This window comes from Pseudoalteromonas sp. T1lg48, assembly GCF_002964785.1.
Lineage (GTDB): Bacteria > Pseudomonadota > Gammaproteobacteria > Enterobacterales > Alteromonadaceae > Pseudoalteromonas.
In genome coordinates this window covers 317540-342366 of the sequence record NZ_PQCC01000018.1, presented here as the reverse complement: position 1 = coordinate 342366, position 24827 = coordinate 317540, and the positions used below count along the sequence as shown (strand labels likewise).

Sequence of the window (24827 nt, the reverse complement as noted above, 5' to 3'; positions counted from 1 at the left end):
AAAGCACATAGTGACCGCTTTGTTCCACTTACACTAGGGACAATTTCCAAAGTAAAGAATGAGTTGTTATGAGTGCATTACCTGTAATTGTTGCCATGGGGGGCATTAATGCCGCCGGGCGCACGTCGTTTAATCAGGGTTTTCGCCGAGTAGTGCTCGACGCCTTACCTTTATCTCAGCGTCAAGAAACCCTAATAGGCTTAGCCAGTTTAATGAATCTGGTCAGTAACGAGCAAGGGCAATTAGTGAGCAAGGATGGCGTTGCCATCACCGCCGATAACGTTGAAGCGCAATTGGGCGAGCAAATTTTGGCCGGTACCCTTATTCGTCGTATCGAAGAACGCTTTTTCGATGTTGATGCCACTCATTCACACCAGAAACTCGTAGCACAGGCAAGTGCGCCGATCAGTTTTACCACCCGCAAACGTCAGCTACCGGATCCGCTGCCAAGCAATTGGCAAGTGACCGAGCTGGAAAAAGGCCAGGTGGAAGTGACCATTTGTGGTGACTTTGAGATAAAACACGACAGCTACCGTGACAACCCCATTAAAGCGGCGGGTCAATTACCCACCGGTTTTGAGCCGGCGCAAATGTATAACAGCCGTTATCAACCACGGGGCCTGCAAGCCACCATCTTCGCGGCTAGCGATGCCATTCATGCCAGTGGCCTGGATTGGCAAAAGGTGATGAACTCGGTGGAGCCGGATCAAATCGGTACCTACAGTGCGTCTGTGGCTGGTCAGGTGAACAGCGAAGGTCTAGGCGGTCTGTTTAAGGCGCGTCTTCAGGGCGACAGGGTCAGTACCAAGCAACTGGCACTGGGTCTTAACACCATGTCCACCGACTTTATTAATGCCTATGTCACCGGTAACGTGGGTACAACCTTTACCACCTCGGGTGCCTGTGCCACCTTCTTGTATAACTTGCGTGCGGCGGTTCACGACATTAAGGCGGGTCGTACCCGTGTTGCTGTCGTTGCTTCAAGCGAATGCGCCATTGAGCCGGAAATTATTGAAGGCTTCGGCAATATGGGCGCCTTGGCCAATGACGAAAACCTGAAAAAGCTCGATGGTAGCGATGAGGTGGATTACCGCCGTACTTCGCGTCCATTTGGCGAAAACTGTGGTTTCACCATAGGCGAGGGGGCTCAGGTTACCATCCTAATGGATGACGCCCTGGCATTGGAGCTGGGCGCAGACATTCTAGGCAGTGTGCCGGATGTGTTTGTAAATGCCGATGGCTTTAAAAAGTCGATCACCGCACCGGGTCCGGGTAACTATATCACCATGGCCAAAGCGGTCGCCCTGGCGCAGGCCATTGTTGGCGATGAAGCCATCAGCGAGCGCAGCTTTATTCTTGCCCATGGCTCAAGCACACCGCAAAACCGTGTGACTGAGTCGGCGATTTACGATCGTATCGCGACTGCCTATGGCATTAACGATTGGCCGGTTGTGGCGCCTAAAGCGTTTGTTGGCCACACCATAGCACCGGCCAGTGGCGATCAGCTTGCCTTTGCCCTGGGTGTGTTTAGCGACAACATCATGCCGGGCGTGACCACCATCGATAAAGTGGCAGACGATGTATTTAGCGAACGCCTGAATATCAGCCTGGAGCACTATCAGTGTGCGCCTCAGGATGTGGCCTTTATCAACTCCAAAGGCTTTGGTGGTAATAATGCTACCGCACCCGTGCTGAGCCCAAGTGTGACTAAACGTATGTTGGCGGCACGCCATGGCGATGCCGCCATTGCGGCTCACGAAGTAGCCTATAAAAACACTGCCGTTCAGCAGCAAGTGTATTTTGAACAGGCGCAGCGCGGCGAGTTTTCATTGATCTATCGTTTCGGCGAAGGCCTAATCGATGAAAATGCCATCAGCTTTGACACCGAGCAGATGCAGATCCCGGGTTTTGATAAGCCGGTGCGTTTGGATATCGCTAATCCATACAGCGATATGACCAAGTAAGTTTTTTATTAAGCAATAAAAAAGCCCCGAATTATCGGGGCTTTTTTTGTAATCTGCAAATGCGTTGACGTTAGCCTAGGTATTTGGCGTGAAAACGCAGATGCTGGTCGATAAAGCTAGTGATAAAAAAGTAACTGTGATCGTAACCAGGATGTTGCTCCAGGCAAAGTTCGACGCCGGCTTGTTCCGCCGCAGCGACCAGACGATCCGGGCGCAGCTGGCTGTCCAAGAAGGTGTCACTCATGCCCTGGCTCACCAACAGCGGCGGACAGCTGTCTACCGGGGTATGGCGCAGCAGTTCACAGCTGTCATAGGCTTTCCAGCTCTCCCTGTCTTTACCCAGATAACCATTGAAGGCTTTATCACCCCATGGGCAATTTAACGGGTTGGTAATGGGGGCGAAGGCGCTGATACTGCGGTATTCGCCTAGGTTACGTAAACCCAGCACCAGAGCACCATGACCACCCATGGAATGGCCGCTGATGGCCTTTTTACCATTACTGGGGAAGTGCTCGTCGATTAAGGCTGGCAGTTCAGCGCAAACATAGTCATACATTTGGTAATGCTGCTTATAGGGCTCCTCGGTGGCATTGACGTAAAAGCCAGCGCCTAAACCGAAGTCGTAACTGCCATCGGGATCATCGGCCACACCCTCGCCTCGCGGGCTGGTGTCCGGTGCCACAAGAATTATGCCGAGCTCGGCGGCGGTTTTAAACGCTGCCGCTTTTTGCATAAAGTTTTCATCGGTACAGGTCAATCCTGACAGCCAGTACAGCACCGGGGCCTTTGTCGTTTCATCCACTCCGGGCGGTAGAAAAATGGCAAAGGTCATGGTGCAGTTATTCACCGTGGATTTATGGCTGTAGCGCTTATGCCAGCCACCGTGCACCTTGTTGTTGGCAAGTAACTCTAGGCTCATATTGCCCCCTTACTTATCGTAATGGATGACGCTGCGAATACTCTTACCTGCGTGCATCAGCTCGAACGCCTCATTGATGTCTTCAAGAGGCATGGTATGAGTGATAAAGTCATTTAGGGCGAACTCGTTATTGAGATAACGCTCGACGATTTCAGGCAGTTCAGAGCGGCCTTTTACGCCACCAAAGGCGGTACCACGCCAGACACGGCCTGTTACCAGCTGGAATGGACGAGTTGAGATTTCCTGACCGGCCCCGGCAACACCTATGATCACCGACTCACCCCAGCCCTTGTGGCAACATTCCAAGGCGCTGCGCATGACATTGACATTACCGATACACTCGAACGAATAGTCGACACCGCCATCGGTCATCTCAACGATCACTTCCTGAATTGGCTTATCGTAATCGTTGGAGTTAATAAGGTCGGTGGCACCGAGTTTCTTCGCCAGCTCAAACTTACTTTCATTAATGTCGATACCGATAATACGGCCGGCACCGGCCATTTTAGCGCCGATAATGGCCGACAAACCGATGCCGCCAAGGCCAAAAATGGCCACGCTATCGCCGGGTTGTACTTTGGCGGTGTTGAGCACCGCACCCATGCCGGTGGTAACGCCACAACCTAGCAGACAGACCTCTTCAAGTGGTGCTTCTTTATTTACCTTGGCTAGAGAAATTTCCGGCAATACAGTGTATTCGGAAAAGGTTGAGCAGCCCATATAGTGATAAATTGGTTCACCGTCTTTATAAAAGCGTGTGGTGCCGTCTGGCATCAGGCCCTTACCCTGAGTTTCGCGAATTTTCTGACACAGGTTGGTCTTGCCAGAAGTACAGAACTTACATTCACCGCATTCCGGGGTGTACAGTGGAATCACATGATCGCCTACGGTTACGCTGGTCACGCCTTCACCTACGGCTTCTACCACACCACCGCCTTCATGGCCGAGGATGGCAGGGAAAATGCCTTCAGGATCTTCACCAGAGAGGGTAAAAGCATCGGTATGACACACGCCGGTGGCATGGATTTTAACCAGCACTTCGCCCGCTTTGGGCATCATCACATCGACTTCTTCTATTTTAAGTGGTTGCTTAGGGCCCCAAGCAACGGCGGCTTTTGATTTAATAAATTCAGCCATAACCATGGATCTCTTCTTATGAAATGAGGTGAAATTATTACACGTTGTGGTAAGTTTTAACCAGAATTAAGATACTTTTACACAGAGGTAATAATGCGTTGGCAAGGTATGCCGGAATTTATTGCCGCGGCACAAGCCCAATCCTTTACCGCGGCGGCCCAGCAAATTGGCACGTCGGTGGCGCATATCAGTCGCTCAGTCAGCGCGTTGGAGGAGTACTACAATACCCAGCTCTTTATTCGCAGTACCCGTAAGGTGGTGTTAACGCAGCAAGGGGAGTTGTTATTACATCACGCAAAAAAAGCGCAGAGCGTATTGGAGCAGGGGGAGTGGGCGTTGCAACAACAACAAGCTCAGCCCAGCGGCCAATTGAAGATCACCGCCCCGGTCATGTTTGGTGAACAATTTATTATGCCCTTGGTTCACGAATACATGGCCCGCTACCCCAAGGTCAGCGTCACCATGGTATTGAGTAATCAAACCATGGACTTGATTGGCGAGCATATTGATTTAGCTATTCGCATTGGAGAGCTTGCAGATTCAAATCTTAGAGCGCGGCGCCTGGCCTCAAGGGCGGTGGTGGTGTGCGCATCACCAGACTATTTAAACGAATATGGCCAGCCCTATGCACTTAGCGAGCTTGCTCACCATCAATGCCTTCTCGGCCATTCCGATTCCTGGCGCTTTCAAGAGGGCGCCCGGCTGAGACACGTAAAAATTGCCAAGACCAAGTTACGTTGTAACAGTGGTTGGGCCCTGGCCGACGCGGCGGTGCGAGGACTAGGCCTGGTGCAACTACCGGATTACTATGTGCAGTCGGCCTTGCATCAGGGCTTGCTAAAGGAAGTGCTGCACAGTTTTGCTATCCACAAGGAGCCCATTTCCGCCATCACCCCGGCAAATTTATATCAGGCCAACGCCACCAAGGCGCTGATGGATTATCTTGCCGAGCATCTGAGCGATAAACTTGGTGCCATAAATACTCTCGGGCTGCGGCGATAAATTCGCCGTGTGGAGGTGCTGAGCATACCCATGGCGGCGTCCCTGTGTTAGCATCGAGACAATTTTGTTTTATTGTTAAGCTGTTGATGTATAAGCCTGTCAGTTTATTTATTGGTCTACGCTATTCGCGCTTATCTAAAGGCAGTGCGTTTGTCTCCTTTGTTTCGTTTTTTTCCATCGCCGGTATTGCCCTGGGTATCACTGCCTTGTTTACCGTTATGTCGGTGATGGATGGTTTTGAAAACAATTTAAAACGCACCATGTTGTCGATGATCCCCCATTTACAATTCACCATGGCCGAGCGTACTCCCGAGGCGCAGCAGCAGTTAATTGCCGACTTAAAGGCGCAACAAGAAGTCACCTCGGTAAAACGCTATCACCAGGCACAGGCCATAGTGCAAAGCGCTGCTGACATTCAGGGTGTGCTGTTGCAAGCTCCTTATAAAACCTTACCGGATAAGGTGATCGATAATATTGAGGTGGGCAGGATGCAGAGCCTCTATGATGAGCGCTATCACATCGCCATCAGTCGTTATTTGGCCCGTACCCTGGGTGTCGGTGTGGGCGATAAACTGCGTGTCACCATTCCCAGTGTTTCTACCTATACCCCCATGGGCCGCATTCCGGCGCAGCGATTATTCACCGTGGCTGTTATTTACCGTACCGGCTCTGAGCTTGATATGCACACCTTGTTTACTTCCGGCGAGTCACTGCAACGTTTGTTGCGCATTAGAAATGCCGAGGATGCGCCAATCGAAGTCATGCTCGACGATGCCTTTAGCAGTGAGCTGGTGTTGTCACGCTTAAGTGAGCAGCAGCGCCAGGGGGTGAGTGACTGGCGTCAAAGTCAGGGAAGTTTATTCGCCGCGGTGGCGATGGAAAAACGTATCATGAGCCTGTTATTGGGGCTGATCTTCCTGGTTGCCGTATTCAATATATTATCGTCCTTGACCATGATGGTCCGGGAAAAGCAAGGCGAGGTCGCTATTTTGCAGACCTTGGGTCTAGACCATAGGCAAATCGCCCGCATTTTTATGATACAGGGCCTGTATAACGGTGTCGTCGGTAGTCTGATTGGTGCGATTTTAGCCGTGCTTGTGGTGTACAACCTCAATGCCTTATTAGCTGCCATTGGCCTACAGCTTTTCGGTCAGCAGCAACTGCCCGTGGTGGTGTCCTCCACCAATTTGGCGTTGATAGTGCTCGGCGCCGTTGTCATGAGTTTTGTTGCCACATTGTATCCAGCGAAAAAGGCCGCAGAGGTGCGTCCAGCAGAGGTATTAAGGTATGAGTAGTATAGTAATTAGTTGCCAAAAGCTGACGAAAGTTTACAGCGATGCGGCGGAGCAAATTGAAGTGCTTAAGGGCGTCGACTTAACCGTTGAACGCGGAGAAAGTGTCGCCATCGTCGGCTCGTCCGGCTCGGGCAAGAGCACCTTATTGCATATTCTCGGCACCTTGGACAACCCCACATCCGGTGAGTTATCTATTTGCAATACTGAGGTCGCCAAACTATCCCGTAAGCAACAGGCGCAGTTTCGTAATAAGCATCTGGGTTTTATCTATCAGTTTCACCATCTTTTAATGGAGTTTACGGCGCTTGAAAACGTCGCCATGCCCCTGCTGATAGCGGGGATGGATGCCAAACAGGCTGAGCAAAAAGCCGAGGTAATGCTGGAAAAAGTGGGCTTGTCTCATCGCGCCGATCATAAACCTGCAAAACTCTCCGGTGGTGAGCGCCAACGCGTGGCCATCGCCCGCGCCGTGGTCAGTGAGCCCGACTTGGTGCTGGCCGATGAACCGACGGGAAACCTGGATAAACATAACGCTCAGCGGATCTTTGCCTTGCTGATGGAACTCCAACAGGACCTGGGTACCAGCTTTGTCGTGGTTACACACGACCTTGATCTTGCCAGTCGCCTGACTCGCACCGTGGTACTGGACGAGGGGGTGTTGAGTGCGCAGCAGGTTGAGGCTCCTATCCTATGAAAGCCATGTCCTTAAGTTTGCTATTGGCTCAACGCTTTCGTAAATCGCAGCGAAATAGCGGCTTTATGGGGTTTATGGCCCGTAGTTCAAGCCTGGGTATTATCCTGGGGGTGGCCGTGCTTATCCTGGCGCTATCCGTGGTCAATGGCTTTCAACAGCAACTGGTTGAACGCTTATTGGCGCTGGTACCTCACGTGGAATACGTGGCCGCCGACAAACCCATAACGCAGTGGCCGCAAAAGCAGCAGCGTTTGGAGCAACAAGGAAATGTGGTGGCGGCGGCTCCCTTTATCGCCGTTAATGCCATGGCGCAATATCGCGGCCAATTGGAAGCGGCCCAGGTACGGGGGGTAGTGCCTGAGCTTGAGACCAAGGTGTCCATCGTTGATGAATTCATTCTCGGGAAAAAGCTATCGCAAATGGCCGGTGACGAGGTGGTCATGGGCGCCGAGTTGGCCAAGGCCTTGGGGCTGGAAAATGGCGATAACCTCACGCTCTTGATGACGGATCTGAGTAACCACAGCGATGCACTGAGCGCACCGGTGCGATTAAATGTGCAGGTGGCCGGATTAATACAAAGCCATGGTCCCTTGGATAAGGTACAAATTTTCTTGCCTTTGGCAACCTTACAGCAGGCCTTTGCTCTTGAGCATGATCAGGTAACCGGCTTACGAGTTACCCTGGAAGATGTTTTTAGCGCCCCCAGTGAGGCCATGCGCATAGGCCGTACCCTGGATGACTATGTGTATGTTAATAGTTGGGTGCGGACCCAAGGTGGTCTGTATCAGGATATTCAGATGGTGCGCACCATAGTATATTTAAGCGTATTTTTGATTATTGCCGTGGCCAGCTTTAATATTATTTCTTCGCTGTTTATGGAAGTAAAAGAAAAGCAAAGTGCGATAGCCATCTTACGCACCATGGGCGCCAGCGATCTGGTGATCATGCAGGCTTTTATGCTTCAAGGTGTGGTCTCGGCCGTTACCGCTACCTTGATTGGCGCTCTGGTGGGGGTGTTACTGGCCTTGAATATCACGGATATTTTCGTGCTTTGGAGCGATTTTATCGGTGAGAATAAATTAGCTGGCGTGTATTTTATCGATTTCTTACCGGCACAAATTCACTGGCAGGACATCACCTTAGTCGCGGCTATTACCCTGGTTATTACCGTGTTGGCGTCCATTTATCCGGCGTGGCAAGCTGCCAAGGTAGACCCGGCTAAGGTGTTGGGTAATTAATACCAGGTCTACTAAAGTCCTGCTTTGTATCCTTTAGGACTTGCAAGGCAGGGCGCTTCTTCGTAAAGTGGCTCTAGCAACAACAATAGAAGTAGTATTATGTCGCAACAACAAGAACAATTAGCACCACAAGAACAACAAATTCGTGCCTTTCAACGTCATTGTTTTGAAACCGCTCAGAAGCACTTAGCCGAAAAGGGCATTATGCCTAAAACCCTGGTAGAAAAAGACAGCCGCTTTTTAGCGCCACTGTGTGCGGTATGGAAATTTAAAGCCCAAAACGGCAAAACCTATTGGGTGATCACCGGTCAATTACCCGCGGATCATGTGGAAGTCTCAGCGGCAACCACGGCGCGCGAAGCTATTCGCCATTTTTCTTTTCAATGGCAATTAAAAGCCGAGCAACTGCTTAGCAGTACCCGATTAGACAAGACCCAACACGATTTTGCCCAGCTTTTGATAAACCGTGCACATGGCCTGTATGAGCTCTATGATAAAAAAGAGCTATGGGTTAATGAACCATAGTAAAGGGGCTACTGTCACAGCGTGACACCGGGCATTCCAAGCGTTGTCTTGGAATGCCAGCCTCCATAAAGACACACCCACATGGCGAAAAGCCATTCTTCTTAAAGCGCTCTACCTCGTCCAATACGCAATTAATACAAATAAATTCAAAGCCACAACTGGCGGCATTACTGAGTACATATTCGAGTATTTCGGTATAGATGCCGCGATTGCGGTGATCGGGAAGAACGGCAATGCGGCCCAATAAGCCATCTTCGCAAAGCCGTGCTGTAGCAACCGGCTCGCCATTTTCGTCAAAAGCGACAAAATGCAGGGCATGATTGTCGCGATCGTCGAATTCCACGCTTTTGGGAATATTCAATTCGAATACAAACACTCGTTCTCGAATTTGGCGTATTGGGTTATCTTTAGACCCCCAGTCGACTTGGTGGATCCGATAGGGCATAAACCCTCCTAATCTGCAAACCAATAACCTTCACTAATCAGTGTAGCCAATGTCTGGCGGAAAAGTAAACAACTTGTATTCGGTGCCAGCACATCGGTGGCCACGACTTGCTCATCACACAATTGCTTTACACTATCCAAGTGTTTGATTGGTAGACAAAAGCTATGGCCTTCGACGGCTAGGATTACGGCATCCGGTCGCTCGATATAAAGCGCTCTTAGGCCACCGGCCTTGTGTAAAACGGGATAATCACTAAGAAAATCCATTATTTGGTTTTCTTCTAGCGGCGCATCAAGGGGCAATAGATCCTTATCATGTTTAGCCTCACTGAGGTTTTCGCTGATAAAGCGTAAGAAAGTATTGTCATCTTCAATGGCGGCAATCATTAATTTACGTAGGCGGGCGATTTCATCACCAGTTAGCTCGCCGCGACTAGCACGCTCCGTTAGCTGTTCATCGCTATAACGGGCTTGTCCTAGGTCATGGTCAATCAGGTGATCTGCGAAAGAAGAAAGCAGGTCGGTTTGGTTAGGCGCTCTAAAACCGATGGAGTAGTTCAGCGAGGGCTCAACGGCATAACCTTCATGCGGTGCGTTCGGCGGAATGTATAGAATATCCCCTGGCTCCAACTCAACATCGATCACCGCGGTAAAAGGGCCAACCTGAAGCAGTCCCTTGTTGGCGCTAAACTGTTGCACATTTTTATCCACCTTGCCTACGCGCCAGTGGCGTTTACCCGCTCCTTGAATTATGAACACATCATACTGATCTATGTGCGGACCCACACCGCCGCCTGGGGTGGAATAGCTCACCATCAAGTCATCAATGCGCCAATTAGGAATAAAACGAAATGGCTCAACCAGCTCGGCGGCTTCGGGGTGCCAATGGTCGACCGCCTGCACCAATAGGGTAGAGCGTTCTTCGCCTAGGGTGCTGAAGTCTTCAAATGGGCCATTGGCGCATTGCCAACCGTCGCTATTGGTGACGATGCGCGACTCTATACCTTCTTCCATCGCCAGACCGGCGAGTTCTTCTGCATCAATTGGGTCAACAAAATTTTTAAAGCCGCCCTTAATGAGCAGGGGTTGCTTCTGCCAGTATTGCGCTAAAAACTGCGCCTTGCTGAGCTCGTTTATTGTTAGGCTGTACATGGTTACTCCAATAAAAAAAGCGAAAGAGCGGCATGTGGCCACGTCTTTCGCTTTATAGCATATTCTAGTGCTGCGAATTAAAGGTTATCAATGAACTCAACGGCGCGGCCAATGTAATTGGCTGGGCTTAGCTCTTTTAATTGCGCTTTAACTTCTGCTGGTAGTTCAAGGGTGTCGATAAACTCGGCCATAGCCACCTGATCAACACGCTTACCACGAGTTAGCTCTTTTAGCTTTTCATAGGGTTTTTCGATGCTGTACTTGCGCATTACCGTTTGAATTGGCTCTGCAAGTAGTTCCCAGTTCTGATCAAGTTCGGCAAGTAAACGGTCGGCATTTACTTCAAGCTTGCTGATCCCTTTTAGGGTCGCTTGATAAGCGATTAGGGTATAACCCATGCCAACACCCAGGTTACGTAGAACCGTAGAGTCGGTTAGGTCGCGCTGCCAGCGTGAAATTGGTAGCTTTTGCGCCAGGTGAGCGAAAATCGCATTGGCCAGACCCAGGTTACCTTCTGAGTTTTCGAAGTCGATCGGGTTAACCTTGTGCGGCATGGTCGATGAACCAATTTCACCGGCAATGGTCTTTTGCTTAAAGTGATTAAGGGCGATGTAACCCCATACGTCACGATCGAAGTCGATAAGAATGGTGTTGAAACGCGCAACCGCATCGAACAACTCGGCGATGTAGTCGTGTGGTTCGATTTGCGTGGTGAACGGGTTAAAGGTAAGACCCAAGCTGGTTACAAACTTTTCAGCGTGTGTGTGCCAGTCGTAATCAGGGTAGGCACTTAGGTGAGCATTGTAGTTACCAACGGCGCCGTTGATTTTACCTAGCATGCTTACTTGAGCAACCTGGTCGCGCTGGCGTTTAAGGCGCATGTACACATTGGCAAATTCTTTACCCATGGTTGACGGTGATGCAGGTTGGCCGTGAGTACGGGTCATCATGGCTACCGACTTGTATTCAACGGCTTTTTCTTTTACCGCGTCAAGTAGTTGGTCCATGTAAGGAAGCAATACGGTATCGCGCGCTTCGCTGAGCATCAGACCGTGTGACAGGTTATTGATGTCTTCAGAGGTACAGGCGAAGTGAATGAATTCATTTACGGCGTTAAGCTCGGCGTTATCGGCCACTTTTTCTTTTAGAAGGTACTCAACCGCTTTTACGTCGTGGTTAGTGGTGCGTTCAATCTCTTTAACGCGGGCCGCATCGGCTTCGCTAAAGTTAGCAACTATGCTATCAAGTAGGGCATTGGCTTCTGCACTGAATGCTGGAACTTCTGCAATTTCCTTGGCCTCGGCGAGGGCTTGTAACCAACGTACTTCTACCTGTACGCGGTATTTGATCAGACCAAATTCACTAAAAATGCTACGTAGTTCAGTTGTTTTACTACCGTAGCGCCCATCTACCGGAGAGATCGCGGTTAACGCTGAAAGCTCCATATTAACTCCTAAGTTACGTTGAACGATTTATCTTTTGTTTGCCTGCAAGCACCTGACTTGCAAGCCGGGGTTTAAATGTGTTCTTTAGCTAAGGCCAATATTTTGCGTTTAGCAAATATAAAGTGACGGCGTTTACCACCTACCTGGCGCCATAGCACCGCTGCGCGTATACCCGCCAAGAGCAGGGCGCGGATACGGTTTTGAATGCTGCTTTGTTTTAATAGTGCCGGTTGCCCGAATACCTGAATACGTTGCCCTAAGGGGCTGATGATGCGGGCGTAAGTGTCGGCAAAGGCGGCAATAATAGACTCATCAAGCAGGTCTAAGTGCTGTAATTTATTTTTTACTTGGTCAATGTCGCGGCCGAGCTCGGCCAGAGCTTGCGGTTTGCTGCTGAGAATACGCTCAAGTTGAATTAGACCGCCGACGTATTTGACCAGCTCGACATTTTTATCGCTGCCCGGGCTTAATTGCGCAACCAAGGCGCGATAGCCGGAATGAAGATTGCGACTGCCGCCGTAAATTTGTTCGGCATTCTCGGCATCGGTCGCTAACAAGGAATTCAGCAGCGGCTCGATTTCATGCTGTTGCGACTGACCGTATTTGGCCAATTTTTGTACCTGCAGGGCAACTTGACACATGGCTGCCAAGGCCATCACTTGATTGGCATTCATGTTAGCGGATCACCGAGTCAATAATGCCGCCACCAAGACAGACTTCGCCGTCGTAAAACACCGCCGATTGACCAGGAGTGACCGCTTTTTGCGGCTCATCGAAGAGCACGCGGGCAACACCGTCTTCACCGACCAGTAGGCTACAAGGGATGTCATGCTGACGGTAACGGGTTTTCACTGTCACGCGCGCCGTGCCTTTAGGACCGACGCGGTCAACCCAATGGAGTTGGTCGGCATTAAGGCCGTTACTGTATAGGCGCGGGTGGTCTTTACCCTGGCCAACGACCAGCACATTGCGTTCGATATCTTTATCGACCACGTACCAAGGCTCACCTGAGCCCTCTTTTAGGCCGCCAATATGCAGTCCCTTACGTTGACCTAAAGTATGATACATAAGGCCTTCGTGTTCACCCACTTCATTACCCTCGGTGTCTTCAATAACGCCGGGCTGAGCGGGAAGGTAACGTTGTAAAAAGTCTTTAAACTTGCGCTCGCCGATAAAACAGATGCCGGTACTGTCTTTTTTATCGTGTGTGACCAAGCCTTGTTGCTCGGCGATTTCACGTACCTGCGGCTTAGGTAATTCGCCTACGGGGAACAGAGTTTGAGCGATGTGCTCATGGCTTAGGGTGTACAGGAAGTAACTTTGATCCTTGTTGTCGTCCTTACCGCGGAGCATGGCGAACTTACCATCGCGCTCTTCACGGCGCACATAGTGGCCGGTGGCGATATAGTCGGCGCCCAGGGCTTCGGCGGCAAACTCTAAAAAGGCTTTAAATTTGATTTCCTTGTTACACATAATATCCGGATTGGGGGTACGTCCCGCCTTATACTCGGCAAGGAAGTACTCGAACACGTTATCCCAATATTCGGCGGCAAAGTTAACCGTGTGTAATTCGATTCCTAATTTTTCGCAGACCATTTGTGCGTCTTTCAGATCTTCTGCAGCGGCACAATATTCATCGTTGTCGTCTTCTTCCCAGTTTTTCATGAACAGGCCTTCGACTTGATAGCCTTGCTCTTTTAACAGGTAAGCGGATACGGATGAGTCAACACCACCGGACATGCCGACGATTACTTTAATTTGGCTGTTATCGCTCATAGGAACTGAATTTTCACATCACTTGGCTTTAAAGGCGCGAATTATATCACGCTTACCCAAGGGCTTGAAGTAGCAAGCGAGGTGGTTATGCATCAACTTGGTAGCTCAAATAGCTAAGCGGGATCAAGGGCTGCGACCGGGAATCGTCAATGCATCGGCGCACCAGCTCGGAGCGAAGCGCACGGGTTTCAATTTCTTCTCGGGTGAGCCAATGGCAAGCGATGATATCCGAGTCCTGCGGTGTGCTGTCCTGGCATTGATCTAACTCGCCATAAAAACAAAAACGCAGATAATGCACGCCATTTTTTGCCTGTAGGCTATAAATGCCAACCAAACCTAAGGGATCGGCCGTTAACCCGGTTTCCTCAAAAAGCTCTCGGGCACAAGCGTCAATCAGTGATTCATTTTCTTCTAAATGGCCCGCAGGTTGATTAAACACAATGTCACCGCTTCGCTTATCTCGCTCTTGCACCATCAGATAATGCTCGCCACTTTTTAGCACCATGGCGACGGTGACGTTTGGTCTATACATGCTGTTTCTCCAAGCGGTATTCGCCACTTTTTAAATCACCCAGTTGATAGCAGCCTATAGCGGCGCGGATCAGGCGTAGTGTAGGGTGCCCCACATGGGCGGTCATGCGCCGCACCTGGCGATTACGGCCTTCACGTATTTGTATTTCCAGCCAGGTAGTAGGAATATTTTTGCGCTCGCGTATCGGTGGTGTGCGCGGCCAAAGTCCTGGCGGCTCAGTTATGATCTTAACCTTGGCCGGTAGGGTCATACCGTCATTTAGCTCAACGCCTTGTTGTAACATTTTTACAGCATCCTCGGTGACCGCGCCCTCGACCTGTACCCAGTAGGTTTTATAAGTATTTTTCTTGGGGTTGGCGAGTTGATGCTGCAACTTGCCGCAATTGGTTAGCAGTAACAGACCTTCTGAATCTCTGTCTAGACGACCTGCGGCATACACCTGTTTAATGTCTATGTAGTCGGCCAGGGTACGGCGGTTCGCATCATCGGTGAACTGGCAGAGCACATCATAGGGCTTGTTAAATAAAACCACCTTAACTTGCTCGGGGGGAAGGCTAGGCTTAGCGGGTTTACGCTTAAACCGGGTTTTGTCTGCAGATTTTCCCGTAAACGGGCGTGGACGCGTGTTATTTGGTTTTTTTGTCATGGAGTTAAATAAAAAAGGCATCCGATTGGATGCCTTGATAATGCAATCGATACGATTAAGCTAGTTTAGCAAGAATCGCATTGAAAGTATTGCTTGGACGCATTGCTTTGAACGCAAGCTCTTCATTTGGCTGGTAGTAACCACCGATATCCATACTTGGACCTTGTGCGTCGTTTAGTTCCTTGATGATGGTCTGCTCGTTTTCACGAAGTAGGCCAGCTACCTCTGTGAAGCGCGCTTTAAGATCTGCATCCTGATCTTGTGCCGCTAGTGCCTCGGCCCAGAACAGAGTCAGGTAGAAGTGGCTACCACGGTTATCGATCTCACCAACCTTACGTGAAGGTGACTTATTCTCATCTAGGAATTTAGCCGTTGCTTGATCCAGTGTATCCGCCAATACTTGTGCTTTGGCATTGTTGGTACGTGCGCTTAGGTGCTCGTAGGATGCTGCAAGAGCAAGGAATTCACCTAAAGAATCCCAACGTAGGTGGTTTTCTTTTTGGAACTGTTGAACGTGTTTAGGAGCGCTACCGCCAGCGCCCGTTTCGAATAGACCGCCGCCATTCATCAGTGGCACGATAGACAGCATTTTCGCACTGGTACCCAGTTCAAGAATTGGGAATAGGTCAGTCAGGTAGTCACGTAGTACGTTACCGGTTACTGAAATAGTGTCCTTGCCTTCTTTGATGCGCTCAAGTGAGAACTTGGTTGCTGCAATTGGGTCAAGGATATGGATTTCTAAGCCACTTGTATCGTGCTGTGGCAAGTAGGCGTTAACCTTTTTGATAAGCTCGGCATCGTGTGCGCGGGCTTCATTTAGCCAGAATACCGCAGGAGTGTTAGTGGCACGGGCACGATTAACGGCTAGTTTAACCCAGTCTTGAATAGGTGCATCTTTCACCTGACACATACGCCAGATATCACCGGCATCAACGTCATGCTCCATAAGCACATTGTCGTTGGCATCAACAACGCGGACTTTACCAGCACTCTTGATTTCAAAAGTCTTGTCGTGTGAACCGTATTCTTCGGCTTTTTGAGCCATAAGACCTACGTTTGGTACGCTGCCCATGGTGCTTGGATCGAATGCACCGTGTTCTTTACAGAATTCAACGGTCGCATCGTATACGCCAGAGTAGCTGCGATCTGGAATTACGAAAGCAGTGTCTTGTAGCTGACCGTCGGCATTCCACATTTGACCAGAAGAACGAATTGCGGCAGGCATTGAGGCATCGATGATTACATCGCTCGGTACGTGAAGGTTAGTGATACCACGGTCTGAGTCTACCATGGCAACCGCTGGACGCTGCTCGTATACCGCCATGATATCGGCTTCGATTTCTTTGCGCTTGGCTTCGTCTAGGCTTTCGATACGCGCGTATATATCGCCAAGACCGTTATTTACGTCAACGCCTAGCTCTTCAAATAAGGCACCGTGCTTAGCAAATACATCTTTGTAGAATACTTTTACCGCATGACCGAAGATAATCGGGTCAGACACCTTCATCATAGTGGCTTTCATGTGTAGTGAGAATAAGATGCCTTGTGCTTTAGCTGCATCGATTTGCTCGGCGATAAAGGCCTGTAGCTTAGATACGCTCATGCACGAACCATCGATGATCTCGCCATCGAGTAGTTTTACTTCTGGCTTTAAGACGGTGATGTCGCCGTTATCTGCCACATGCTCAATACGTACGCTGGTTGCTTTGTCTACGGTCACTGATTTTTCAGAACCGAAGAAGTCGCCGTCTGTCATTGAGACAACACGAGACTGAGAATCCTTGCTCCATTCACCCATTGAATGTGGGTTTTTACGGGCATAGGCTTTTACCGATGCTGGGGCGCGACGGTCTGAGTTACCTTCACGTAGTACTGGGTTTACCGCACTGCCTTTAACCTTGTCATAACGGGCTTTGATGTCTTCTTCTTGCTCGTTTTTAGGCTCATCTGGGTAGTTAGGTAGGGCATAACCCTGGGCCTGTAATTCTTTAATAGCCGCTTTAAGCTGCGGGATTGAAGCACTGATATTAGGAAGCTTGATGATGTTTGCTTCTGGCGTCTTGGCCAATTCACCTAGTTCGGCAAGGGCGTCGCCGATGCGCTGGTCTTCGTTTAAAAACTCAGGGAATAAGGCAATGATACGACCGGCAAGAGAGATATCGCGAGTTTCTACATCGATACCGGCAACTTTTGAAACTGCTTCGATTACAGGAAGCAAAGAATAGGTAGCCAGAGCTGGCGCCTCATCAGTCTTGGTGTAAATGATTTTCGAGGTCATTTTGTGTCCTAATTTATCGTTGTGTATTATCGGCCTAGGTAAAAAAATCACCTAAATTGACCGACATCTGCTGTCACTGCGGTGCAGTGTATCAAGCAAAAGAGAAAAGCTCCATTCACCTTTAGGTTAGGGCGAATGTTAAAATTTCAAGTATAGTTTACAAAATGGTCGGAAACTTTACGTTGCGACGAGCGACATCGAGGGGTACAGGGAAGGGATCAAAGCGAGCTAGTTACTACATAAGCTCGCTCTTAGACGTGACCAAACAGCTAAGCTGTTACTGCAAAGTGCTCACAATTTACCGACTAAATGCCTTCGGAGCCATCAGTGGGTAGAATGTTTGTAGCGTGTAGGCCTTTGGGCCCTTGTTGCAGTTCGAAGGTTACATCCTGGCCAGCTTTTAGTGTTTTGTATCCATCCATCTTAATGGTTGAGTAGTGCGCAAAGATGTCTTCCTCACTGCCTACTTCTTGGATAAAACCGAACCCTTTGGCATTGTTGAACCATTTGACTTTTCCACAAGCCATACTTCTACATCCTTCTATAAGTTGACTAATTTAGTTAATCTAAACCTGATAGTTTGATAGACTGGCTAATAGATAGACAGCCCAAATCTGACTGTAGTTTATTTGCCCATTCAGTCAAGTTTTTTGTGCATTTTTTTAACAGTTTATTTATTTTTGATTTCGGGTTTGCTTGAGATCTACAGAGAAGACTATATTTATTTATGAGTGGAATGAAAGATTCTGGTGTTGTAGAGCGCAGCCGTGACGAGCAGAAGCAAAAGTTGCAGCCGCCGCGTAAATATAAGGTGATACTCAACAACGACGACTACACACCAATGGACTTTGTGATCGAAGTTTTAATGACTTTTTTCAATATGGATAGCGAAAGAGCAACAGACGTAATGCTCAAAGTTCACCATGAGGGTAAAGCGGTATGCGGTATCTATCCTGCAGATATTGCCCACACCAAAACCGAGCAGGTTAATCGCTATGCCAGAGAGCATGAGCATCCACTGCTATGTAGTTGTGAGCAGGAATAACGAGTTTTTCAGTTTTGGGGGTTGCCAATGCTAAATAAAGATCTTGAAATTACTTTAAACGATGCGTTTAAAGAAGCCCGCACCCGTCGTCATGAGTTTATGACGGTCGAGCATTTATTGCTGGCGTTATTGGATAACCCATCAGCCAATGAGGCGTTGATCGCCTGTGGTTTGGATTTGGCCCTATTGCGTACCGAGTTATCGGAATTTATCGATGAAACCACACCGGTTATCTCCGATCTCGAAAAAGAGCGTGAGACCCAGCCAACGCTAGGCTTTCAACGGGTGCTGCAGCGCGCTGTATTTCATGTGCAATCGTCCGGTAAAAATGAAGTCACCGGCGTAAATGTACTTGTAGCTATTTTTTCAGAACAAGAAAGTCAGGCCGTATACTTGCTTAAAAAGCATGATGTTAATCGCTTGGATATAGTTAATTTTATCTCTCACGGTATTTCACGCGCCGAGGATGAAAGCGAACACATAGATGATCATGAGGAAATCCCCGAAGAATTAGTCGGCGATGCCAGCGAAGAGCAGAATATTCTCGATAAATACACAACCAACCTTAACGTCGAAGCACAAAAAGGCGCGGTTGATCCTCTTATCGGGCGTGACCAGGAAGTGGAACGTACGGTACAGGTGTTGTGTCGTCGCAAAAAGAATAATCCTTTACTGGTAGGTGAAGCCGGTGTGGGCAAAACCGCCATTGCCGAAGGTCTGGCCTATCGTATCGTTAACAACGAAGTGCCTGAAGTCATTGCCGATGGCGTGGTGTATTCGCTGGATATGGGCGCTTTGCTAGCTGGCACCAAATACCGCGGTGACTTTGAAAAACGCTTAAAGAGTCTGCTCAAACAGTTGCAGCAACAGCAAGGTGCCATTCTCTTTATTGATGAAATTCACACCATTATCGGTGCGGGCGCCGCATCGGGAGGGGTGATGGATGCGTCGAACCTGATCAAACCGCTGCTATCAAGCGGCCAACTACGCTGCATGGGCTCGACTACCTATAACGAGTTTAAGAATATCTTTGAGAAGGATCGAGCCTTAGTGCGTCGGTTCCAAAAAATCGACATTAACGAACCAAGTATCGATGACACAACGAAAATTCTTAATGGCTTAAAAGAACGCTACGAAGAGCACCACGGCATTCGCTACACGCAAAAAGCATTGCGGGCAGCCGCCGAGTTAAGTGCTAAATATATTAATGAGCGTCATTTGCCCGACAAGGCCATTGATGTGATAGACGAAGCCGGTGCTAATCAGCGTCTGCAGCCTGTGTCAAAGCGCAAGAAAACCATTAATGTAGCCGATATTGAGCAGATTATTGCTAAGATTGCCCGTATACCACAGCAAAGTGTGTCTTCGTCCGATAAGGAAGTATTGAAGAACCTGGATCGCAATCTCAAGATGCTGGTGTTTGGTCAGGATCAGTCCATTGATGCTTTATCATCGGCCATTCGCTTATCGCGCTCGGGGCTAGCTAATGAAGACAAGCCCGTCGGCTCCTTCTTATTCGCCGGTCCAACCGGTGTGGGTAAAACCGAGGTAACCAAACAACTGGCAAAATGCATGGGCATTGAATTCTTACGCTTCGATATGTCCGAATACATGGAACGCCATGCCATCAGCCGTTTGATCGGTGCGCCTCCAGGTTATGTGGGTTATGAGCAGGGCGGTCTGTTAACCGATGCGGTTATCAAACATCCGCACGCGGTGGTCTTGCTCGATGAAATCGAAAAGGCCCACAGTGATATTTACAACATCTTATTGCAGGTGATGGATCACGGCACACTCACGGACAATAATGGTCGCAAGGCTGACTTCCGTAATGTGGTGTTGGTATTAACCACCAATGCCGGGGTACAGGAGACGGTGAAAAACAGCATTGGTTTCGCCGATCAAGACACCTCTTTTGATGCCATGAGCGAGATAAACAAGGTGTTTTCACCGGAGTTTAGAAACCGTTTAGATAACATCATCTGGTTCAATCACCTCGATAGCGAGATCATCCTGCTTGTGGTTGATAAGTTCCTGGTGGAGCTGCAAGCCCAGCTTGATAAGAAATCCGTTAATCTGGAGCTCAGCGATGCTGCACGTCGTTGGCTCGCAGAGAAGGGCTACGACAAGGCGATGGGAGCTCGCCCCATGGCACGAGTTATTCAGGAGCAACTGAAAAAACCGCTGGCCAATGAAATACTCTTTGGCAGCTTAGTCGATGGTGGTGATGTACAGGTTGATGTCGACAGCGAGAACGATCGCTTAGAATTCACCTATGCCGCTCAGTTAAGTCCGGCCTAACCATTTATCGTAAGCCAAAAAAAAGATAACAAAAAGCCCAGCAGTTGCTGGGCTTTTTGCTAAATCGGCTTAGCGTGCAGGCATATTAACGAGCACGGAAAACGATACGGCCTTTTGATAGATCGTAAGGCGTAAGTTCCACTGTTACTTTGTCGCCAGTTAAAATACGAATGTAGTTTTTACGCATTTTACCGGAAATGTGAGCCACAACCACGTGACCATTCTCAAGCTCTACACGGAACATTGTATTAGGCAAGGTATCTAGTACTGTACCTTGCATTTCAATTACGTCTTCTTTCGCCATATCTAGCGTAACACCTCTGTGATAGTTAAACGCATGGGATTGTGCCGAAAAGCAACGGATAAGTAAAGCCAAGGCACTGAATTTGTCGATTTTACAGGCAAATTACATCTTCCCAATGGTTATTGCGCAGTTGTTGTGCGGGCAAGTACTGTAGCTTGTAACGCATCTTGCGACATTGATCTATTTGATAACCAAGATACAGGTAGCGTTTGCCCCAATCGGCGGCTAATTGGATCTGCTTGATTATCATCAGACTGCCAAGACTCAGGTGTTCGTAATCTGGGTCGAAAAAGGTATAAATGGCAGAAAGTGAATGAGCCATAACATCGGTCACGGCCACGGCGATCAGTTTGTCTCTGTCCCACAGCTCGATAAAGTCGATCTCCATCCAGTGACAAAACAAAAAACTGTCAAATTGTGAGCGTTGCGGCGGATACATGGTGCCGTCGCTATGGCGGGCATTTATATAACGCTCGTATAAAGGGTAATAGTCGGCTTTTTCCCGTTTGCTGATGCGAACCTGGAATTCTCTGCCCTTGGCGATCAGGCGTTTTTGCGAGCGGCTGGGCGTATAATGGGGTGCTAAAACCCGCACAGACTGACAGGCATTGCAGGTTGGACAATGGGGGCGGTAAATCTGCTCGCCACTGCGTCTAAAACCTTGTTTTAGTAGTGCTTCAAATCCATTTGGGCTGTAACAAATAGGGTCTAGGATAACCAGTAATTGCTCTTCCTGAGAGGCCAAGTAGCTACAAGGAAAACGCTGACTAAGGCCGATTTTAATCGGAAGGTGTTGCGTCATAAGGAGTCTCTAACTGCCGAGCTTGCCAAAACGACAAGTTTATCGACTGATGGTTACTTTCCTTTAGTTTAGTCAAGAATTGCTGGCGTGGAAGGGCCTTTGCCCCTAATTGCGCCAGGTAGGGGTTCATTAACTGACAATCGATAAAGGCACCTTGATGGGCCTTTAATAATTCAACCAGTGCCCACATGGCTAACTTGGAGCACTCAGGGACATGGAAAAACATCGACTCACCGCAAAAAACCGACGATTGCATGATGCCGTACAGGCCGCCGACCAGAGTATCGCCTTGCCACACCTCCACACTGTGGGCCAGGCCATTTTCGTGGGCGTGAATATACGCTTGTTCCATGGCGTCGGTGATCCAGGTACCCTCTGTGTCTTGGCGTTGCGTCTTGCAGGCATGTATCACATCGGCAAAACAGGTATTAATGGTAACCCGAGTATTGAGACGACGTGCTGCCTTTTTCAGGCTGCGGCTGACGTGAAATTCATCGAGTTCAATGATGGCGCGCTCACTGGGGGACCACCACATTAACGGCTCACCTTCGCTGTACCAGGGGAAAATACCTTGTTGATAGGCTTGCTGTAAGCGTGCAAGCGATAAACAACCGCCTATGGCAAGTAGGCCATCGGGTTGGGTCAGGGCGGTGTTGGGGTCGGGGAAACCATCGGCAACGCTGCCAAGATAATGCAAATATTGAGTCATAGAAAAGTGGGGCCGAAGCCCCATCTATTTTACTTAAGGTTATCCAAGTAACGCTCTGCGTCTAGCGCCGCCATACAACCGGTGCCAGCCGAGGTAATAGCCTGACGGTAGATGTGATCCGATACATCACCAGCGGCAAACACGCCTTCAATGCTGGTTTGAGTAGCATTGCCGTTTAGGCCTGACTCAACAACTAGGTAGCCGTCTTTCATTTCTAATTGGCCTTGGAACATGTCGGTGTTTGGCTTGTGACCAATAGCGATGAATACGCCGGCTAGATCAAGCTCCTCGGTCGCATCAGACTGGCTGTCTTTCATGCGCAGGCCGGTTACACCCATCTCGTCACCCAGTACTTCGTCAAGCGTGCGGTTCCAGTGAATAGTCACGTTGCCGTTTTCTGCTTTTTCTAACAGACGGTCCGATAGGATTTTCTCACTGCGGAAACTGTCGCGGCGGTGGATCACATGCACTTCAGAGGCAATGTTAGATAGGTAAAGGGCCTCTTCAACGGCGGTATTACCACCACCGACAACGGCTACTTTTTGGTTTTTGTAGAAGAAGCCATCACAGGTTGCACAGGCAGACACACCACGACCCTGGAATGCAGTCTCTGATTCTAAGCCTAGGTATTTCGCCGACGCACCGGTGGCGATGATCAAAGCATCGGCGGTGTAGGTGCCACTGTCACCTTTAAGCTCGAACGGGCGCACATTCAGGTTTACTTCGTTGATGTGGTCAAACACGATCTCCGTTTCGAAGCGCTCGGCGTGTTCTTTCATGCGCTCCATCAACGCTGGGCCTGTCAAACCGTGGGCATCACCGGGCCAGTTTTCAACTTCGGTCGTGGTGGTCAACTGACCGCCTTGTTGAATACCGGTTACCAATACCGGATTTAGGTTTGCACGGGCAGCGTAAACGGCGGCTGTGTAGCCAGCGGGGCCTGAGCCAAGGATAAGTAACTTACAGTGTTTGGCGCTCATAATACTTCTCAATTAATTTATAGAATTAGGTTATGCGGGTGATTCTAAGAAAAACAATCCATATGTAAATAAAATTACGAATTTTCCATTTGCATAAATACTTAAGCTGTCAAAATAACTGTACTGTGTGATTAAACAGCAAATAGCGACAGCCTAAACGTTATTTCATGACCTTAGATATTTTTTTTGCTATGTTCTAGGCAAATAAAAACTCGCTCATAGCGCTAAGCTGGCGGCGACGCAGAAAAATAAGGGCCTTATGTATTTTTGGCAACATCAAGCAGGCTATGGCCTCGAACAACAAGATATCGACATACTACTTGATGCAAAAAGCTATCGAACCAAGCTACTTGAACTAATCGCAAACGCGAAGCACCGCATCTACATCACTGCGTTATATTTGCAGGATGATGAAGCCGGGCGTGAAGTTCTCGAAGCGCTGCACACCGCCTCGCGTAATAATCCCGATTTAGAAATCAAGGTATTGGTCGATTTTCATCGTGCCCAACGAGGTCTCATTGGTGCTGCGGCCAGTGAAGGCAATGCAGCTCTCTATCATAAGGCGCTTGAGGAACATCAGTCTAATGTGCAGGTTTATGGTGTGCCGGTAAAAGCCAAAGAGCTATTTGGTGTGCTTCACTTGAAAGGCTTTGTCATCGACGACACCTTGCTCTATAGCGGTGCCAGCCTTAATAATGTCTATCTGCAGTACTTTGATAAATATCGCCTGGATCGTTATTTCCTAATAAGACAACCACAGTTATGCGATGCCTTTGTTGAATTTACCGAAAACACCTTGCTGGCCAGCGAGGCGGTACCGCGTCTAGACACCAGACCCATTCCCAAATTTATTGATATCAAGGGTGCTCATCGCCAATTGGTTAAGGCTCTTAAAAAAGCCAGTTACACACTTGCGCAAAGTGATCATGATGGCGATTTGACGGTGCGACCTTTTATCGGCTTGGGGCGCAGAAACAACAAGCTCAATCGTTTGATCAAGCAGTTGTTCGATATCACCGAGCAGGAGTTGGTGCTTTACACCCCTTACTTTAATTTCCCTACGCCTTTGTTACGCGCCCTGCGCAGACTGTTACGCCAAGGTAAGCAGGTCACGATAGTGGTTGGGGATAAAACCGCCAATGATTTTTATATTCCACCCGAGGAAAAATTTTCCAAGGTCGGGGCGCTGCCATATTTATACGAAACCATCTTGGCTAAGTTTTTAAAAACTCAGCAGCGCTATGTTGAGGCCGGTAACCTCAATGTGTACTTATGGAAACACGATAATAACTCGTTTCACCTTAAAGGCATTTGCTCGGATAACCGCTACCACCTGCTGAGTGGCCATAACTTGAACCCCAGAGCTTGGGGCCTGGATATCGAAAACGGTATTTTTATCGACGATAAAAAAGGTCAGATAAGCGACGCGGTAGGGCGAGAAAAAGCGGCCATCATGGCACATTGTACGCGACTAGAAAGCTACACCGAACTTGAGCAACTGAGCGATTATCCGGAGCCGGTACAAAAGATATTGGGTCAGGCTAAACGGGTAAAGGTCGATTTTATTATCAAGCGCTTTATCTAGCTTTTTAAAATCTTAAGCAAATAAAAAACCCGCCAATAGGCGGGTTTTTTGTAA

General features: G+C 48.9%; 24 protein-coding genes. 9 read left to right on the top strand and 15 right to left on the bottom strand.

Going from position 1 to position 24827, the window contains the following annotated elements:
- Positions 1-68 precede the first annotated feature (68 nt).
- Positions 69-1964: a beta-ketoacyl synthase gene (locus C2M29_RS10855; RefSeq protein WP_105189791.1), complete on the top strand. Its 1896-nt coding sequence runs from the start codon at positions 69-71 to the stop codon at positions 1962-1964.
- Positions 1965-2034: 70 nt separating this feature from the next.
- Here C2M29_RS10855 and fghA read toward each other — a convergent pair whose 3' ends face one another.
- Both fghA and C2M29_RS10845 read right to left on the bottom strand, forming a co-directional pair.
- Complete coding sequence (gene fghA / locus C2M29_RS10850; RefSeq protein WP_105189790.1) at positions 2035-2883, bottom strand: S-formylglutathione hydrolase; 849 nt, start codon at positions 2881-2883, stop codon at positions 2035-2037.
- A 9-nt stretch (positions 2884-2892) separates the two neighbouring features.
- Positions 2893-4020 carry an S-(hydroxymethyl)glutathione dehydrogenase/class III alcohol dehydrogenase gene (locus C2M29_RS10845; protein ID WP_105190250.1) on the bottom strand — a complete coding sequence of 376 codons (1128 nt, stop codon included), beginning with the start codon at positions 4018-4020 and terminating at the stop codon, positions 2893-2895.
- Between the two features lie 93 nt (positions 4021-4113).
- Here C2M29_RS10845 and C2M29_RS10840 point away from each other — a divergent pair, with 93 nt between their 5' ends.
- The 5 genes from C2M29_RS10840 to C2M29_RS10820 all read left to right on the top strand — a co-directional run bounded on the left by C2M29_RS10840 (position 4114) and on the right by C2M29_RS10820 (position 8774).
- Entirely contained in the window at positions 4114-5022 is a 909-nt protein-coding gene (locus C2M29_RS10840) for a LysR substrate-binding domain-containing protein (RefSeq protein ID WP_233998407.1), read from the top strand.
- 86 nt (positions 5023-5108) lie between these two features.
- Positions 5109-6317, top strand: a complete 1209-nt coding sequence (locus C2M29_RS10835; RefSeq protein WP_105189788.1) for a lipoprotein-releasing ABC transporter permease subunit — start codon at positions 5109-5111, stop codon at positions 6315-6317.
- Positions 6310-7011 carry a lipoprotein-releasing ABC transporter ATP-binding protein LolD gene (lolD, locus tag C2M29_RS10830; RefSeq protein WP_105189787.1) on the top strand — a complete coding sequence of 234 codons (702 nt, stop codon included), beginning with the start codon at positions 6310-6312 and terminating at the stop codon, positions 7009-7011. The genes C2M29_RS10835 and lolD overlap by 8 nt, the downstream gene beginning before the upstream one ends.
- A gap of 5 nt (positions 7012-7016) precedes the next feature.
- A complete protein-coding gene (locus tag C2M29_RS10825) occupies positions 7017-8249 on the top strand; it encodes a lipoprotein-releasing ABC transporter permease subunit (RefSeq protein ID WP_105190249.1) in 1233 nt (410 codons plus the stop codon).
- 99 nt (positions 8250-8348) lie between these two features.
- On the top strand, positions 8349-8774 hold the full coding sequence (locus C2M29_RS10820; protein ID WP_105189786.1) for a DUF4826 family protein: 426 nt from the start codon (positions 8349-8351) through the stop codon (positions 8772-8774).
- Here C2M29_RS10820 and C2M29_RS10815 read toward each other — a convergent pair.
- The 9 genes from C2M29_RS10815 to cspD all read right to left on the bottom strand — a co-directional run bounded on the left by C2M29_RS10815 (position 8761) and on the right by cspD (position 17574).
- A complete protein-coding gene (locus tag C2M29_RS10815; protein WP_105189785.1) occupies positions 8761-9219 on the bottom strand; it encodes a GNAT family N-acetyltransferase in 459 nt (152 codons plus the stop codon). The two genes, C2M29_RS10820 and C2M29_RS10815, sit on opposite strands and share 14 nt — an antisense overlap.
- Before the next feature lie 8 nt (positions 9220-9227).
- A complete protein-coding gene (locus C2M29_RS10810; protein WP_105189784.1) occupies positions 9228-10370 on the bottom strand; it encodes a cupin domain-containing protein in 1143 nt (380 codons plus the stop codon).
- 77 nt (positions 10371-10447) lie between these two features.
- Positions 10448-11815 carry an adenylosuccinate lyase gene (gene purB / locus C2M29_RS10805; RefSeq protein WP_105189783.1) on the bottom strand — a complete coding sequence of 456 codons (1368 nt, stop codon included), beginning with the start codon at positions 11813-11815 and terminating at the stop codon, positions 10448-10450.
- A gap of 71 nt (positions 11816-11886) precedes the next feature.
- Positions 11887-12489, bottom strand: coding sequence for a high frequency lysogenization protein HflD (hflD, locus tag C2M29_RS10800; protein WP_105189782.1), 603 nt, complete (start codon positions 12487-12489; stop codon positions 11887-11889).
- A gap of 1 nt (position 12490) precedes the next feature.
- Complete coding sequence (gene mnmA / locus C2M29_RS10795) at positions 12491-13591, bottom strand: tRNA 2-thiouridine(34) synthase MnmA (protein WP_105189781.1); 1101 nt, start codon at positions 13589-13591, stop codon at positions 12491-12493.
- An 85-nt stretch (positions 13592-13676) separates the two neighbouring features.
- The gene (locus C2M29_RS10790) at positions 13677-14123 is read right to left on the bottom strand and encodes an NUDIX hydrolase (protein WP_105189780.1); all 447 of its coding nucleotides are present in this window, start codon (positions 14121-14123) and stop codon (positions 13677-13679) included.
- Positions 14116-14769: a pseudouridine synthase gene (locus C2M29_RS10785; protein WP_105190248.1), complete on the bottom strand. Its 654-nt coding sequence runs from the start codon at positions 14767-14769 to the stop codon at positions 14116-14118. The genes C2M29_RS10790 and C2M29_RS10785 overlap by 8 nt, the downstream gene beginning before the upstream one ends.
- A 55-nt stretch (positions 14770-14824) precedes the next feature.
- Complete coding sequence (locus C2M29_RS10780; RefSeq protein ID WP_105189779.1) at positions 14825-17047, bottom strand: NADP-dependent isocitrate dehydrogenase; 2223 nt, start codon at positions 17045-17047, stop codon at positions 14825-14827.
- A 305-nt stretch (positions 17048-17352) separates the two neighbouring features.
- Positions 17353-17574, bottom strand: a complete 222-nt coding sequence (gene cspD / locus C2M29_RS10775; RefSeq protein ID WP_105189778.1) for a cold shock domain-containing protein CspD — start codon at positions 17572-17574, stop codon at positions 17353-17355.
- A 200-nt stretch (positions 17575-17774) separates the two neighbouring features.
- Between cspD and clpS the strand changes: the two genes are divergently transcribed.
- Positions 17775-18092 carry an ATP-dependent Clp protease adapter ClpS gene (clpS, locus tag C2M29_RS10770; protein WP_105189777.1) on the top strand — a complete coding sequence of 106 codons (318 nt, stop codon included), beginning with the start codon at positions 17775-17777 and terminating at the stop codon, positions 18090-18092.
- 27 nt (positions 18093-18119) lie between these two features.
- Positions 18120-20393 carry an ATP-dependent Clp protease ATP-binding subunit ClpA gene (gene clpA, locus C2M29_RS10765; RefSeq protein ID WP_105189776.1) on the top strand — a complete coding sequence of 758 codons (2274 nt, stop codon included), beginning with the start codon at positions 18120-18122 and terminating at the stop codon, positions 20391-20393.
- Between the two features lie 85 nt (positions 20394-20478).
- On the opposite strand, the gene infA is transcribed toward clpA, so the two are convergent.
- The 4 genes from infA to trxB all read right to left on the bottom strand — a co-directional run bounded on the left by infA (position 20479) and on the right by trxB (position 23191).
- Positions 20479-20697: a translation initiation factor IF-1 gene (infA, locus tag C2M29_RS10760; protein WP_010560183.1), complete on the bottom strand. Its 219-nt coding sequence runs from the start codon at positions 20695-20697 to the stop codon at positions 20479-20481.
- 91 nt (positions 20698-20788) lie between these two features.
- On the bottom strand, positions 20789-21499 hold the full coding sequence (locus C2M29_RS10755; protein WP_105189775.1) for an arginyltransferase: 711 nt from the start codon (positions 21497-21499) through the stop codon (positions 20789-20791).
- Positions 21477-22208 carry a leucyl/phenylalanyl-tRNA--protein transferase gene (gene aat / locus C2M29_RS10750; RefSeq protein ID WP_105189774.1) on the bottom strand — a complete coding sequence of 244 codons (732 nt, stop codon included), beginning with the start codon at positions 22206-22208 and terminating at the stop codon, positions 21477-21479. Before aat ends, C2M29_RS10755 begins: the two co-directional genes overlap by 23 nt.
- A gap of 29 nt (positions 22209-22237) precedes the next feature.
- Entirely contained in the window at positions 22238-23191 is a 954-nt protein-coding gene (trxB, locus tag C2M29_RS10745) for a thioredoxin-disulfide reductase (protein WP_105190247.1), read from the bottom strand.
- Positions 23192-23447: 256 nt separating this feature from the next.
- Between trxB and pssA the strand changes: the two genes are divergently transcribed.
- Positions 23448-24773 (top strand): CDP-diacylglycerol--serine O-phosphatidyltransferase, encoded by a 1326-nt coding sequence (gene pssA, locus C2M29_RS10740; protein WP_105189773.1) that lies wholly within the window; start codon positions 23448-23450, stop codon positions 24771-24773.
- Positions 24774-24827: the final 54 nt, after the last annotated feature.

Excerpts from the sequence above, each read along its gene's own strand:
- C2M29_RS10855 (WP_105189791.1), top strand. The coding sequence starts at position 69 with ATGAGTGCATTACCTGTAATTGTTGCCATGGGGGGCATTAATGCCGCC.
- fghA (WP_105189790.1), bottom strand. The coding sequence starts at position 2,883 with ATGAGCCTAGAGTTACTTGCCAACAACAAGGTGCACGGTGGCTGGCAT.
- C2M29_RS10845 (WP_105190250.1), bottom strand. The coding sequence starts at position 4,020 with ATGGCTGAATTTATTAAATCAAAAGCCGCCGTTGCTTGGGGCCCTAAG.
- C2M29_RS10840 (WP_233998407.1), top strand. The coding sequence starts at position 4,114 with ATGCGTTGGCAAGGTATGCCGGAATTTATTGCCGCGGCACAAGCCCAA.
- C2M29_RS10835 (WP_105189788.1), top strand. The coding sequence starts at position 5,109 with ATGTATAAGCCTGTCAGTTTATTTATTGGTCTACGCTATTCGCGCTTA.
- lolD (WP_105189787.1), top strand. The coding sequence starts at position 6,310 with ATGAGTAGTATAGTAATTAGTTGCCAAAAGCTGACGAAAGTTTACAGC.
- C2M29_RS10825 (WP_105190249.1), top strand. The coding sequence starts at position 7,017 with ATGTCCTTAAGTTTGCTATTGGCTCAACGCTTTCGTAAATCGCAGCGA.
- C2M29_RS10820 (WP_105189786.1), top strand. The coding sequence starts at position 8,349 with ATGTCGCAACAACAAGAACAATTAGCACCACAAGAACAACAAATTCGT.
- C2M29_RS10815 (WP_105189785.1), bottom strand. The coding sequence starts at position 9,219 with ATGCCCTATCGGATCCACCAAGTCGACTGGGGGTCTAAAGATAACCCA.
- C2M29_RS10810 (WP_105189784.1), bottom strand. The coding sequence starts at position 10,370 with ATGTACAGCCTAACAATAAACGAGCTCAGCAAGGCGCAGTTTTTAGCG.
- purB (WP_105189783.1), bottom strand. The coding sequence starts at position 11,815 with ATGGAGCTTTCAGCGTTAACCGCGATCTCTCCGGTAGATGGGCGCTAC.
- hflD (WP_105189782.1), bottom strand. The coding sequence starts at position 12,489 with ATGAATGCCAATCAAGTGATGGCCTTGGCAGCCATGTGTCAAGTTGCC.
- mnmA (WP_105189781.1), bottom strand. The coding sequence starts at position 13,591 with ATGAGCGATAACAGCCAAATTAAAGTAATCGTCGGCATGTCCGGTGGT.
- C2M29_RS10790 (WP_105189780.1), bottom strand. The coding sequence starts at position 14,123 with ATGTATAGACCAAACGTCACCGTCGCCATGGTGCTAAAAAGTGGCGAG.
- C2M29_RS10785 (WP_105190248.1), bottom strand. The coding sequence starts at position 14,769 with ATGACAAAAAAACCAAATAACACGCGTCCACGCCCGTTTACGGGAAAA.
- C2M29_RS10780 (WP_105189779.1), bottom strand. The coding sequence starts at position 17,047 with ATGACCTCGAAAATCATTTACACCAAGACTGATGAGGCGCCAGCTCTG.
- cspD (WP_105189778.1), bottom strand. The coding sequence starts at position 17,574 with ATGGCTTGTGGAAAAGTCAAATGGTTCAACAATGCCAAAGGGTTCGGT.
- clpS (WP_105189777.1), top strand. The coding sequence starts at position 17,775 with ATGAGTGGAATGAAAGATTCTGGTGTTGTAGAGCGCAGCCGTGACGAG.
- clpA (WP_105189776.1), top strand. The coding sequence starts at position 18,120 with ATGCTAAATAAAGATCTTGAAATTACTTTAAACGATGCGTTTAAAGAA.
- infA (WP_010560183.1), bottom strand. The coding sequence starts at position 20,697 with ATGGCGAAAGAAGACGTAATTGAAATGCAAGGTACAGTACTAGATACC.
- C2M29_RS10755 (WP_105189775.1), bottom strand. The coding sequence starts at position 21,499 with ATGACGCAACACCTTCCGATTAAAATCGGCCTTAGTCAGCGTTTTCCT.
- aat (WP_105189774.1), bottom strand. The coding sequence starts at position 22,208 with ATGACTCAATATTTGCATTATCTTGGCAGCGTTGCCGATGGTTTCCCC.
- pssA (WP_105189773.1), top strand. The coding sequence starts at position 23,448 with ATGTATTTTTGGCAACATCAAGCAGGCTATGGCCTCGAACAACAAGAT.